Annotated in this window: 12 protein-coding genes; 6 read left to right on the top strand and 6 right to left on the bottom strand. The window is 44.3% G+C overall.

Going from position 1 to position 12706, the window contains the following annotated elements:
- Position 1: 1 nt before the first annotated feature.
- From parE to BB427_RS12065, 5 genes are all read right to left on the bottom strand, one after another.
- Positions 2–1891, bottom strand: coding sequence for a DNA topoisomerase IV subunit B (gene parE, locus BB427_RS12085; protein ID WP_017216993.1), 1890 nt, complete (start codon positions 1889–1891; stop codon positions 2–4).
- Positions 1892–1968: 77 nt separating this feature from the next.
- Positions 1969–2532 carry a YqiA/YcfP family alpha/beta fold hydrolase gene (locus tag BB427_RS12080; RefSeq protein WP_045989149.1) on the bottom strand — a complete coding sequence of 188 codons (564 nt, stop codon included), beginning with the start codon at positions 2530–2532 and terminating at the stop codon, positions 1969–1971.
- Entirely contained in the window at positions 2517–3293 is a 777-nt protein-coding gene (locus BB427_RS12075) for a metallophosphoesterase (RefSeq protein ID WP_069020923.1), read from the bottom strand. Before BB427_RS12075 ends, BB427_RS12080 begins: the two co-directional genes overlap by 16 nt.
- A complete protein-coding gene (locus tag BB427_RS12070; RefSeq protein WP_039494466.1) occupies positions 3280–3735 on the bottom strand; it encodes a DUF1249 domain-containing protein in 456 nt (151 codons plus the stop codon). Before BB427_RS12070 ends, BB427_RS12075 begins: the two co-directional genes overlap by 14 nt.
- An 11-nt stretch (positions 3736–3746) precedes the next feature.
- Positions 3747–4358, bottom strand: coding sequence for an NUDIX domain-containing protein (locus BB427_RS12065; RefSeq protein ID WP_045989152.1), 612 nt, complete (start codon positions 4356–4358; stop codon positions 3747–3749).
- Positions 4359–4605: 247 nt separating this feature from the next.
- On the opposite strand from BB427_RS12065, the gene tolC reads away from it, so the two are divergent.
- The 3 genes from tolC (at position 4606) to BB427_RS12050 (ending at position 7616) form a co-directional block, all read left to right on the top strand.
- The gene (gene tolC, locus BB427_RS12060; RefSeq protein WP_069020922.1) at positions 4606–5952 is read left to right on the top strand and encodes an outer membrane channel protein TolC; all 1347 of its coding nucleotides are present in this window, start codon (positions 4606–4608) and stop codon (positions 5950–5952) included.
- A 105-nt stretch (positions 5953–6057) separates the two neighbouring features.
- Positions 6058–6981: an LpxL/LpxP family Kdo(2)-lipid IV(A) lauroyl/palmitoleoyl acyltransferase gene (lpxL, locus tag BB427_RS12055; protein ID WP_069020921.1), complete on the top strand. Its 924-nt coding sequence runs from the start codon at positions 6058–6060 to the stop codon at positions 6979–6981.
- 26 nt (positions 6982–7007) lie between these two features.
- Positions 7008–7616, top strand: coding sequence for a TcpQ domain-containing protein (locus tag BB427_RS12050; protein WP_069020920.1), 609 nt, complete (start codon positions 7008–7010; stop codon positions 7614–7616).
- On the opposite strand, the gene glnE is transcribed toward BB427_RS12050, so the two are convergent.
- Positions 7613–10408, bottom strand: a complete 2796-nt coding sequence (gene glnE, locus BB427_RS12045; RefSeq protein WP_069020919.1) for a bifunctional [glutamate--ammonia ligase]-adenylyl-L-tyrosine phosphorylase/[glutamate--ammonia-ligase] adenylyltransferase — start codon at positions 10406–10408, stop codon at positions 7613–7615. The two genes, BB427_RS12050 and glnE, sit on opposite strands and share 4 nt — an antisense overlap.
- Before the next feature lie 79 nt (positions 10409–10487).
- Here glnE and BB427_RS12040 point away from each other — a divergent pair, with 79 nt between their 5' ends.
- The 3 genes from BB427_RS12040 (at position 10488) to rsmE (ending at position 12687) form a co-directional block, all read left to right on the top strand.
- Positions 10488–11381: a DUF350 domain-containing protein gene (locus tag BB427_RS12040; RefSeq protein WP_069020918.1), complete on the top strand. Its 894-nt coding sequence runs from the start codon at positions 10488–10490 to the stop codon at positions 11379–11381.
- 11 nt (positions 11382–11392) lie between these two features.
- Positions 11393–11890 carry a hypothetical protein gene (locus BB427_RS12035; RefSeq protein WP_039494456.1) on the top strand — a complete coding sequence of 166 codons (498 nt, stop codon included), beginning with the start codon at positions 11393–11395 and terminating at the stop codon, positions 11888–11890.
- Positions 11891–11952: 62 nt separating this feature from the next.
- Positions 11953–12687 (top strand): 16S rRNA (uracil(1498)-N(3))-methyltransferase, encoded by a 735-nt coding sequence (gene rsmE, locus BB427_RS12030; RefSeq protein ID WP_010379040.1) that lies wholly within the window; start codon positions 11953–11955, stop codon positions 12685–12687.
- Positions 12688–12706 lie beyond the last annotated feature (19 nt).

The following is a 12706-nucleotide window of genomic DNA, read 5'->3' as shown; positions in this document are numbered from 1 at the left end:
GTTAAACCTCTGCCTTATCTCCGTGCTGCTCAAGCCAAATTTTACGGTCGCCAGAGCGCTTTTTAGCTAACAGCATATCCATCATTTCGAGGGTTTGTTCAGGCTCATCTAATGTCAGCTGAACTAAACGTCTAGTATTTGGATCCATGGTGGTTTCACGCAATTGCAACGGGTTCATTTCACCCAACCCTTTAAAGCGTTGTACGTTGACTTTACCGCGTTTCTTTTCGGCCTCAATACGGTCTAAAATGCCCTTTTTCTCATCTTCATCAAGGGCATAGTAAACTTCTTTACCAACATCAATACGAAATAGCGGCGGCATGGCAACAAAAACATGACCCTTACGAACAAGCTCTGGGAAGTGCTTCACAAAGAGTGCGCATAATAAAGTTGCAATGTGAAGCCCGTCAGAATCCGCATCCGCGAGGATACATACTTTGCCATAGCGCAAACCTGATAAATCTTCAGAGTCTGGGTCAATACCTAAGGCAACAGAAATATCATGTACTTCTTGCGAGGCTAAGATCTGTCCAGATTCCACTTCCCAAGTATTTAGGATTTTACCGCGCAGTGGCATGATTGCTTGAAACTCACGGTCTCGTGCTTGTTTTGCCGAGCCACCTGCTGAGTCCCCTTCCACCAAAAAGATTTCTGAGCGTTCGGTTTCACTTCCAGAACAATCGGTTAATTTACCCGGTAAAGCAGGACCCGAAGTGACTTTTTTACGAACCACTTTTTTCGCAGCACGCAAACGTTTTTGCGCATTGCTGATACACAGCTCAGCAAGTAACTCTGCCGTTTCAGTGTGTTCGTTTAACCATAAACTAAAGGCGTCTTTGACAATGCCTGATACAAAGGTAGCGCACGAACGTGATGACAGCTTTTCTTTGGTTTGACCGGCAAATTGTGGATCTTGCATTTTAACCGACAAGACATAACTACAACGGTCCCAAACATCATCAGGCGTCAGTTTAACGCCACGCGGGATCAGGTTTCTGAATTCACAAAACTCACGCATCGCTTCAAGTAAGCCTTGGCGTAACCCATTTACATGAGTTCCGCCTTGTGCCGTTGGAATAAGGTTTACGTAGCTTTCAGCGATGGATTCGCCGCCCTCTGGCAACCAATGAAGCGCCCAATCAACCCCTTCGGTTGAGCCACTGAAACTGCCTGTAAATGGAGATTTCGGCAGCACTTCATAGCCTTCAGCGCTGTCTTTTAGGTAATCTTCAAGACCTGCCTCATAGTGCCATTCTTGCGTTTCTTTCGTCTGTTTATTTACAAAGCGAATTCTAAGCCCAGGACACAATACAGCCTTGGCTTTGAGCAAGTGGTTTAACTTAGTAATTGAGAAGTTAGCTGAGTCAAAATAACTCGCGTCGGGCCAAAAGTGTACTGAGGTGCCGGTATTACGCTTACCAACGCTGCCGGTCACTCTTAAGTCTTCGACTTTATCGCCGTTTTCAAATGCCATTTCATAGATTTGCGCATCGCGTTTAACGGTAATTTCGACCCGAGTAGACAACGCATTAACAACCGATATACCCACCCCATGAAGACCACCAGAGAACTGGTAGTTTTTATTGGAAAACTTGCCCCCGGCATGAAGCTTGGTCAGGATCAATTCAACCCCAGGCACGCCCTCTTCTGGGTGAATGTCCACGGGCATACCTCGACCGTCATCGATGACTTCAAAGGAGTTGTCTTCGTGCAAGATCACGTCAATCTTGGTGGCATGTCCGGCTAAGGCTTCATCGACACTGTTATCGATAACCTCTTGGCCTAAATGATTAGGTCTGGTGGTATCGGTATACATGCCAGGACGGCGCTTAACTGGCTCTAAGCCATTGAGTACCTCAATAGCTTCGGCATTATAGTTTTGCTGACTCATAGGCTAGTTCTAGTTATCTTTTTATCCGCTAGTATATGCACAACGTACAGTTTTGAGCAGAGCTTTGTGCATAAATTCTAATTTTTGATAGTTAAAAATTTGGTGATGGTGTCAAAATAGCGTGGAAATTCAACAAAGCTATGATCCCCACCAAACTCAATAATTTGACGACAATGGCTATAATAACGCACCGCCTCTTCAAAAGGCAGCACCTCGTCGCCCGTTTGTTGCAATAATAGCAAGTTTTCTGGATTACTAAGCTGCTCGACATACATGGATTTTAACGCATCAATATGCTCATGCTGCAGCTCATAATGACAATCCTGATAAGGATTGTATTGTGGTCCAAGGTAGTCATTTAATAATGAAAAAGGCCTAACTGCAGGGTTTATCACCACGGCTTTACAGCCAAGGTGTTGCGAAAAATAGGTGGCGTAATAGCCGCCTAACGAGCTACCTAATAACACAGTATCAGAATCAATGACGCTATCCAACTGTGCCAATGCGACTCTCGGATCATAATGCAGCCTTGGGACAAAGTATGGCGTTTGTTTATCCATCATATATTCACCAAATGCCGTTGCTTTATAGGATAGCTCTGAGCTATTAAAGCCGTGTATATAAACTACTTTCCGAGCCATTTTACCTCTGTTGTTATAGCGCTTTTACTAAATACGATGACACGATAAGCGGGACCCAAATCAGACTGACACCAGTCCTTTGTGTGCTTTTCAAATTGGATTGATGTTGCAGGCGTCGCATAGATAGGCAAAGTGCGAAATTGTTGTTGATATTCATTGTGCACATGACCATGAAATAGCCCTAAGACTTGCTCTGAGTCCACCAGCAAGTTTAACAGTGCAGGACCATTTTCGAGCATATGTTTATCTAAATAGCCATCTATCGGCCTTGGATGGTGGTGAGCAAAAACAATCGTATTGTTGTTGATATTATTGTTAAGCTTGTTTTTGAGCATCTCTAAATGTGACTTAGCGCACCATCCTGCGGGTGTTTCACCTTTTGAGTTTAACAGTAGCACCTGACCAAATGGACCTGAGATGCGCTTATGACGAACGATTTGCCCAGCACTTATTTCTTCAAGTAACGCTAGCTCATCGTGGTTACCCGGCACCCAAAGCACTGGGCATTGCAACTCACTCTCACTCACTAAACGGGCAAACTCATGATAAGAAGCCGCACTGTGATCTTGTGTTAAATCACCGCCAAACACCACACAATCAAAATGCTCTTTTGCCATCGCGGCGAGAGTGCGTTCAAGGTTAGCGGCGGTATTTACCGCAAAATATTCCCCAGAGGGCATGGCAAACAAATGACAATCCGTAAAATGGCCGATACAAATTTGCGCTTTATCGAATTGCAGCTCGAGATCAAACCAAGCCATTGTTTACATCCCAGTTTAAATGCACGCGGCCTTTTTCTAAGCACACCATAAGCCAATCAGCTAAAAACGCATTTATTTGATACTTTTCATCTTTTTGGTGCATATCAGGATTTGGGTAACCATAGGATGGCTTTATTCGACGATGATAATCACGGTGAATTACTTCAGCCACTTTAGCATCATGGTAGAGGCGCACAGACAACGAAAAGTGTGGCAGATGGGCGCTTATCGTCGCCATCTGCTCGATATGAATGTCAGTTGTGTATTTACTGACCCCAGCGACGCTCAAACAGTAGCGTGCAGAGGCTAAGTCAATCACTCGACTCTCGCCGACCACTTCTTCAGGTAGCAATTTTAGCGCCCGTAAATAATTACGTTCGCAAAGTGTGATATAACGGGGCAGAGATTGAATATACTGCTTTGAACTCAGCACTTGTGACAAAAATACGACTCCTAAACTGCTTCTATCCGCGCTTTATTTAATGCCAACCATTGTAGACTAATAACAGTGGCAGCGTTATCGATTTCCTCATTATCAAGGCGTGCAAGGGCTTCATCAAGTGGCATCACATGCACTTTAATGTCTTCACCTTCTTCAGCCAATCCATAAACCCCACCCGCTTCAGATAAATCAGCAAGCGCTAAATACAGATATAGTCGCTCTGTTGTACCACCTGGACTTGATAAATAAGAGCGCATATAAATGAGCTTATCAAGCTCAAGTCCAGCTTCTTCTTTAGCTTCTTTTCTTGCTACACTCTCATAATCTTCGCTCCCTTCAGCCATCCCTGCAATGCATTCCAAAAGCCAAGGAGAGTGTTTTGAAGCCAACGCCCCTATGCGAATTTGCTCAATAAGCAACACGCTGTCTGTAACAGGATCGTACGGCAATATTGCAACCGCATGACCACGCTCTAATATCTCGCGAGTTATCGGCTCTGATACCCCACCATTAAATAAGGCGTGAGTAAATTGGTACTTGTGAATGGTGAAAAAACCATTGAAGATTGTTTCTGTTGAAGAAACATTGACGTCGACTTTGTTGAACTGACTCAAAGGTTTCATAAAATAATCCTGTATTTTTTAATAGCAACGGTTTAAAAGCTAACCAATCGCCCTTATAGTAGGGTCATACCTGAATAAGTAAACGAAGTCGTTTACCTTTAACTTTTTCCACTTTACAATACCCAAGTGGTATTAATATATTCTGTTACACTTGTTGGCGATGTTTTACGCATTTGGTCTTTAATTGGGCCGCAAAAACAGGGTAACATGCTGACAGTATAAAAATTGTCTAAGGACTGAGCGAAAAATGAAAAAAACTCTACTATCATTAGTTGTTGGGTTGTCGTGCGCACTTTCAAGCAGCCTGTCCCACGCGGAAGACCTACTGCAAGTATACGACATTGCAACGGCTAACGATCCTACCGTATTAAAGGCTAAAGCGCAGGCTGATGCGCAAAAATATGCACAAGACCAAGCGTTAGGCGTATTGCTGCCTCAGCTTGGTTTTCAAATGAGTTACACAGACGTAAACTCTGAAGGTCCATCGAGCCAGCAAAATGACTCAACAGGCTATACCATGTTTGAGTCTGACACTGACACCTTTCAGCGTTCAATCTCTCTAAGCCAGACCATTTTTGATATGGCATCTTGGCAGGGTCTTTCAATTGCAGAAAAACGTGCAATGCAAGCATCGACTCAATATGAGCAGCAAAAGCAAACTTTGATTGTCCGTATTGCTGAAGGTTACTTTAATGTGCTAAGCGCATTAGATAGCCTAGAGTTTGTACAAGCCGAGAAGCGCGCTATTGAACGTCAACTAGAGCAGACAAAACAGCGCTACGAAGTAGGTTTGACTGCAATTACAGACGTGCATGAAGCAAGAGCGCAATTTGACCGTGCAGTTGCAGACGAAATCATAGCAGGTAATGCGGTTGAAACAGCACGTGAAACATTACGTACAATTACGGGTAAGTATCACGCTAAGCTAGATAAGTTAAATACTGAAACCTTCTCAACAGTTAAGCCTACGCAAAATACGAATGATTTTATCGAGATTGCAAAAGCGAAGAACTTAGACCTTCAAGTTGCAAAATCTGCGGTAGACATCGCAAAAGATCAAATTGATTTAGCAAACGCGGGGCACTACCCAACACTAAACTTAAACGCCTCTTATTCTGATTCTCTAGCTGACAGTGCTGGTAGTCAACACGCACCACGTAGCGACAGAACTTCAGTAGGTTTAACGTTAGACGTACCAATTTACACAGGTGGCCGTACGGTTGCAGCAACCGACCAAGCTCGCGCAAACTTTGTTGCTAGCAGCGAAGATATGGAAGCGGCAATGCGCAACATGACACGTTCAGTGATCACGTCTTATAATCAAGTGGTTTCAGACGTTGCAACTTACCGTGCGCTAGAGCAAGCGGTTGTTTCAGCAGAAAGTGCGTTACAAGCAACTGAAGCGGGCTTTGATGTAGGTACTCGTACCATCGTGGACGTACTAGTCAGCACGCAAAACCTGTATAATGCGAAACGTAACCTAGCTGATATTCGTTATCGCTATGTACTTTCGTCGCTGCGCTTAAAACAAGCAGCAGGTACACTATCTCGTACCGATCTTGAAGCAATCAACCAAGGTTTAATTGAAGGCTAAGTACTTCGATTATCACCTCTGAAAAGGCCAGCTATGCTGGCTTTTTGTATTTTTACAGCAATATAGATAAACTAGCCGCTTCAATTAAGTCTTAGGTATATTACTTTGGTTACTCACTCACCTTTCAAATGGTCATTCTTAGCACCTAAATTTTGGCTGACTTGGCTTGGTGTTTTCGCCCTGTATTTAATCTCATGGCTCCCGCAAGGTGTTCAATTTGCACTGGGTAGAGGGCTTGGACGCCTAGTCCATAAATATATGAAACGTCGCCGTCATATTGCTGATGTCAATTTGAAACTTTGCTTTCCACACCTAAGTGAAGCAGAGCATAAAGCTATGCTACTAAAAAATATGGAAAATACCGGCATAGCAACACTTGAAACGGGGATGGCATGGTGGTGGCCAAAGTGGCGCATCAATCAGGTGGTGGGCTCGATTAAAGGGCTAGAGCATATTGAAGCCGTGCAAAAACAAGGAAAAGGGGTACTTATGCTGGTCCCCCATATGTTGCATCTTGAAATGGCAAGCCGAGTGCTAGGCACAAAAATGCAAGGTGTTGGCTTTTATCGCCCACACAATAATCCACTTATGGAGTTTTTTATGACCCGTGGGAGACTGCGCTCAAATGAGTATTTAGTCACCAAGCGAGACGTTAAAGGGTTATTGAAAACGCTCTCGAGCAAACGCGTTTGTTATTACCTTCCGGATCAAGATTATGGCCGCAAGCGCTGCGAGTTTGCCCCTTTCTTTGCGGTTCCTGATGCTGCAACAACAACTGGTACTTTATTATTTTCTGCTAGCAAAAAGGCTGAGACTTTAAGCTTACACTGTACGAGAGACGCAAAAGGGATGTATCATTTAGACATACAACCTATTTTAGAATCATTCCCAAGTGGCAATGATCTTGCGGATGTGACTCGCGTCAACGAGAGAATGGAGCAAGCAATCAATTGTGCGCCGGATCAATATATGTGGGTGCATCGTCGCTTTAAAACGCGACCTGATGAAAAGGCACCTTCGTTTTATTAGGGCCTAGAGTCTTGGAGTAGTTTGAAATGGCTAAGAAGAAAAAAAATAAATTATCGTCAATCTGGTTTTGGACTAAACACCTATCACTAGGCGTGTTACTCATTTGGGCTGCCTACTATTTTCTTTTTGGTGCCTCTAAAGACATGAACTTTAGGGAAACCACCAATGTTGCAGCGCAAGGCCTGTCGCAATTTTACGAAAGCTTTAGAAATAGCATGAGTAATCGTGATACTGATCGTGAAAAGTACGTTATCACGCTCGGCAAGCCCACCTACCCGCTTGATGACGCACTAGCACAAAGAGCACTAGCTGTTAAGCCATCTAACCCTAAATGGACCGGTGAAAAACAACCAAGACGCTTTGATACAGGCGATACTTTAAAAGATGTGCTTACCAAGCAAGCCAAAGAAGAAGGTGTGGAACTGTTCTGGTATCTAGAGCGTGATTATGTGGTGAAATACAACTTCCGTCTTGATACCGACTTTGTTTCTGCACTCTATCAGGTTGGAACGGCGATAAATGACGACTTTGAATTTCAAGTCTATACATTTTTCTGTCCGCGAGAGCGTGCTGCGGTTATCACCGAAAATCCTCCCGTTTACGTACGTGAAAACTGCCGTAAGCTAGCGGGTTAAGCAAGTACCCGCTGCCAAACTTGAGTGACTTGTTGTGCGTGTTGATCAAACGCTTCACGCCCAACAACCCTACCTAATTGGTTTAAGCTATTAAAATGGTATTGATCTCTAAACAAACAATATGCAGAGATTAAGTGCTTCATTTCATCCCCATCAATCACTTCAACTTCACCCGCTTGCTCTAAAATACGTATATTATCTGGATAAGTACAAAGTGCTGGATACTGACTGCTATATCGCAACACAATGTACTGACTGATAAATTCAATATCCGTCATGCCGCCAATTCCCTGCTTTAAGTCAATGTGACTGTCACTATCTTGGTTAAGATGGGCTCGCATTTTTTCACGCATATTGCGAACATCTTCCGCTAATTTAGGCACGTCTCGCTGCTGCATTAGTATTGCATGGCGTATTTCATCAAATCGAGCGGCCATTTTCGGCTCACCTAACACCATACGAGCTCTCACTAGCGCCTGATGCTCCCATGTCCAAGCTTGTTCTAACTGGTATTGGTAAAAACTTTCTAAATTGATAGCGAGTAAGCCCGAGTTTCCTTCAGGGCGAAGTCGAGTATCTAATTCGTAAAGCATGCCAGAGAGCGTTTTGGTATTGAACAAATGCATTAAACGCTGCGCCAGCTTCATATAAAACTGTCTTGAAGAGATAGGTTTATCACCCTGAGTTTGACTTTCGCCGTCACGATTATGCACAAACACTAAGTCTAGATCTGAGTTGTAACCGAGCTCATACCCCCCCGCCTTACCATACGCTATTACAGCAAAGCCTTTTTCTTCTATTGTTGCACCTTCAGGCGCACCAAAACGCGCAACCATGTGCCCCCAGGCAATATCGACGGCTTTTGCGATAATCGCTTCAGCAAGCGCAGTTAAATGATCGCTCACCTTCATAATATCCAACACGCCAGTGGCGTCTGCAGCCGCGACTTTTAGCTGATGCGTTTGTTTAAATTGTCGCAGCGCTTCCATCTGTAGCTCAACATCTTGCTCATCTATACGTAAAAATGCTTGCTGGATCTCGTTTTTATAGGCCGTTAATGGCAAAGGTTTATAGAGAGTTTGCGGGTCGATAAGCTCATCAAGAAGGATCGGGTATTTCGCAATATGCTCAGCAATCCACGCGCTATGACAACAAAGCTTGATAAGTTGAGTCAATGCACCGTGATTTTCATACAGTAGCTCCAAATATGCAGTGCGAGATGCTACTTTATTGATCACACTGAGCACGCGAGCAAGTGCCGGCTCCATGTTTTGTTTACTGAGCTCTCGTAGCAAGGCTGGCATTAACTTATCAAGAATATCGCGACCACGAGTGCCCGCCTGCTTTTTACTTAGCCCTTGTTTAAACTCCATCAAGTCAGTTTGCCAAGTCTCAAAACACGGCGCAGCTCGGCACTGACCTAGCTGAGCGATTTCTCCCGTTTGCCATGCATAAACCGCGCTGTCGTCTTCATCTAATTCTTCTTCAGGCGGTTCACCAATGACTTGACTAAACTCAGCCCGGATATGCTGCGTCACAACCTTTAGCATTTGCTCGACTTCAGCGTAATCGTTACATTGCAATAAGTGGCTCAGGCGCAGACAGTCTAAGTTGTTGTCGGGTAAAGTTTGCGTTTGTTTGTCGTCAAATGCTTGTAGATATTGCTCAACTTTACGCAGCACTAAATAGTTCTCATGCAGACGGTTTTTGACCTCAATAGGGACAATTTCAAGCGTTTCAAGCTCTTCTAACGCCTGTAACAATGAAGGGGTTTGTAATGGCGTTTCGCGACCGCCGCGTATCAGTTGCAAAGCCTGCACAATAAACTCTACTTCTCGAATGCCACCAGCGCCCAGCTTTATGTTATTCGTTAAGCCTTTGCGTCTCACCTCTTGGGCAATCATGTTTTTCATCTTTCGCAGTGAATCTATCACAGAAAAGTCGATATAACGGCGATAGACGAACGGCCGGATTAAGTCGTAAAACTCTTGCCAATACGGCGACGGTTCACCAATAGGCCGTGCCTTTAACATCGCATAGCGCTCCCATTCTCGACCTTGATCTTGGTAATAGTCTTCCATCGCGGCATAGCTCATCACCAAAGGACCACTATCCCCAAATGGTCTTAAACGCATATCGACTCTAAATACTTGGCCATCAATGGTAACTTGATTAAGCGCTGAAATAAGTTTTTGTGCCACTCGAGTGTAAAATACTTGCGCCTCAATGCTACGCCGACCACCTGATGTGTCGACACTTCTCGGATAGGCAAAGATCAAATCGATATCAGAGGAAAAATTCAGCTCCTTACCGCCAAGCTTTCCCATGCCCAATACCGTCATGGGTATCGAGTTATTAGCCTCATCTTTTGGTGAGCCTGATTGCGCTTCTACGCTTAAGTACGCCCATTGGTAAGCATTTGAAATCAAAGTATCGGACAGCTGCGAAACATAGCGAATACTGTCATCAATCTCATTGCCTGCGACCAAATCCAGCCACATCACTTTAAGCCAATACTTTAACCGATAGTGACGCAGCTGCTGCCAAGCTTGTTTTTCTTCAACTAATGGCGCGGCAAAGTCAAACACATCAGGGCAGTCGCGCATTTGCATCTGCGTATCATCGAGCAGCCAAGCTCCCCACTCAGGAAATCGTGCAAGTGTACGCTCGGCAAAGTCACTCAACGCCAGTAACCGTGCCAGTTTGGGCTCCATCGGCGCATCACCATAAATCATTTGGTAACGCTCTTGAGCAAGCGTATTCAGCGTTGCTTGAACAAACAATTCCGACATAAAAAACTCCACGGTAGACTGGCTCTCTTTGTGAGCAGTGTTATAGTAACTCTATCTAAAACACAACCTTACACTGAGTATGAGTTACTTGTCTTTAAACAATATCAACTTTTTAGCGATTTTGATTTGCTTTGTCATTGTCTGCGGTTTGACTATTTTGCTGCGCTTAATGATCCAGCGTAGCGCCAACAATCTTCTGGATGACGAGCTCGCACAACGTGACAACTTTGCACTTGGGATCAGCTATGCCAGTCAAGTGACGATGCTGTGTGTTTGTGTTGCATACTTATTCAATGATTTAGGTGTGGTGAGAGCGCAGGCACACCCTCTGCAAGTGGCCTTACATATTGGGTTGATTATTGCCTTTGTATACTTCGGCCAATGGATCCATCGCAAATGGATTTTGTATCAGTTTGACGAAGAAGAAGCGATTTTAAAGCAAAATATCTGCGCCGCGATGGTGGACTCAGGCATGTTACTCGGTAACACCATATTGGTGCTTGGTTTATATCATTGGGTGCATCCGAAAGGCTGGAGCGATCTATTAGTCGTAGCCCTTGGCTTTATGCTATTGCAACTGCTTTATACGCTAGATAGTAAAATCAGAGAAAGTCGCTTTGCCAAGTTTAACCAAGGTGCTTCTTTACAACAAAATTTTAATCTCAGAAACACTTCGATTGGTATTCGGTATGCGGGCAAATCCATCGGCCTCTCTTTAGCCATGTATGCGGGACTGCACAGCGCTCCCTACCATGGTGCAAAAGTGGTAGAAAACTTGTTTTCGGTTGTCATGCATTGCGGTGTAATGTGGCTTTTTCTTTACATTGGTAGCTACATATTACTGCATTTATCCTTACCTAAGGTCAATATTGGCCTAGAGGTAGACCACCAAGATAACGTTGGTATCGCATGTTTGGAGTTTGCGGTTTTCTGCTCCATAGGCTATTTACTTATTAACTTGTTTTCGGTGTAACGCAATACTGCATGAATGCTTTAAGTGATGGATTTTTACTGGTAGATAGCAATTGGGATTTTAGCCAAGAACTCGTCGAGCATTTGCAAAACGTGCGCTCTAGCCAAGCCAGTAATATTATTATCGCAGGTGACAACACCAAACAAATGCTCAAGATGATGTTTAAAGAGCAAATAAAAGACTACTGTTATTGTGACTTTGACAATGAAATCAGCGTCTCTGAACTTGCCAGCTATTTGCATCGTCACCATAACATTCATGCCGTGCTGCTCTATTCTCTGGACTATCATTTAGCCACCGAAGAGCAGCGCTTTATTTTTGATTCTCTTCACCCCCACCGGTTTTTAATAGAACAATCCCCGCAAGGTTTTCAGATCACTAAACTGCACTCACAAGCATTAATCAATCACTTATCTTGTCATCCGGATACCGCTGGCCTCCCCGACCCTGACTTGATGCTTGCCAAGCTCACCGGGTTACTATGCGGTAAAGCTAAAGTGGCAGGATGATGTAGACTAACCGTGCGCGAGCGCTTACCATTGCCACAAAACAGCAACTGAATAATCGAATTATGCGTATTCCACATATTTATCAAGACTCGCCTTTGGCCATTGGTGTGCCAGTTACTTTGGATGATGACGCCGCAGGACATATAGGCCGAGTGCTTAGAATGACAACCAAAGATAAAGTCAGCCTGTTCAACGGACAAGGCGGCGAGTACCTATGTCAATTAAGTGAAGTTGGGAAAAAGAAAGTTGTTGCTGTACCTGAATCATTTGAAGACAAAAATGTAGAATCTCCACTAGCCATACATCTTGGGCAAGGGATTTCTCGCGGTGATAAAATGGACTTCACAATTCAAAAGTCGGTAGAGCTGGGCGTGAGCGAAATCACCCCTTTGTTTACCACACGCTGCGGCGTTAAATTAAGTGGTGAGCGTCTAGCAAAAAAACACCAGCAATGGCAAAAGATAGCAATTGCCGCGGCCGAGCAATCTGGACGTAATACCATCACTGTTATTCACCCGCCGATGGAGTTGTCTGAGTGGCTTGCACAGCAAAGCGACGAGTTAAAAATCACACTACATCCTCGCGCCGAACATTCAATAAAAACACTGCCATATACCCAGTCTGGGATCCGCTTTTTAGTGGGCCCTGAAGGCGGCTTTACCGATGAAGAGCTAGACGCCACCGCTCAACAACGGTTTGTGGATGTCCGTTTAGGCCCACGTGTACTACGTACAGAAACCGCAGCGCTAACGGTACTGAGCGCACTACAGCTGCAATTTGGCGATTTAGCACTTTAAATACACAGAGCAACCCCCA

Source organism: Pseudoalteromonas sp. BMB, assembly GCF_001709235.1.
Classification (GTDB): Bacteria; Pseudomonadota; Gammaproteobacteria; order Enterobacterales; family Alteromonadaceae; genus Pseudoalteromonas; species Pseudoalteromonas maricaloris.
This window is presented reverse-complemented; position numbering and strand designations above follow the sequence as displayed.

Excerpts from the sequence above, each read along its gene's own strand:
- BB427_RS12040 (WP_069020918.1), top strand. The coding sequence starts at position 10,488 with ATGAGTTACTTGTCTTTAAACAATATCAACTTTTTAGCGATTTTGATT.
- BB427_RS12075 (WP_069020923.1), bottom strand. The coding sequence starts at position 3,293 with ATGGCTTGGTTTGATCTCGAGCTGCAATTCGATAAAGCGCAAATTTGT.
- BB427_RS12050 (WP_069020920.1), top strand. The coding sequence starts at position 7,008 with ATGGCTAAGAAGAAAAAAAATAAATTATCGTCAATCTGGTTTTGGACT.
- BB427_RS12065 (WP_045989152.1), bottom strand. The coding sequence starts at position 4,358 with ATGAAACCTTTGAGTCAGTTCAACAAAGTCGACGTCAATGTTTCTTCA.
- BB427_RS12035 (WP_039494456.1), top strand. The coding sequence starts at position 11,393 with ATGAATGCTTTAAGTGATGGATTTTTACTGGTAGATAGCAATTGGGAT.
- rsmE (WP_010379040.1), top strand. The coding sequence starts at position 11,953 with ATGCGTATTCCACATATTTATCAAGACTCGCCTTTGGCCATTGGTGTG.
- tolC (WP_069020922.1), top strand. The coding sequence starts at position 4,606 with ATGAAAAAAACTCTACTATCATTAGTTGTTGGGTTGTCGTGCGCACTT.
- glnE (WP_069020919.1), bottom strand. The coding sequence starts at position 10,408 with ATGTCGGAATTGTTTGTTCAAGCAACGCTGAATACGCTTGCTCAAGAG.
- BB427_RS12080 (WP_045989149.1), bottom strand. The coding sequence starts at position 2,532 with ATGGCTCGGAAAGTAGTTTATATACACGGCTTTAATAGCTCAGAGCTA.
- parE (WP_017216993.1), bottom strand. The coding sequence starts at position 1,891 with ATGAGTCAGCAAAACTATAATGCCGAAGCTATTGAGGTACTCAATGGC.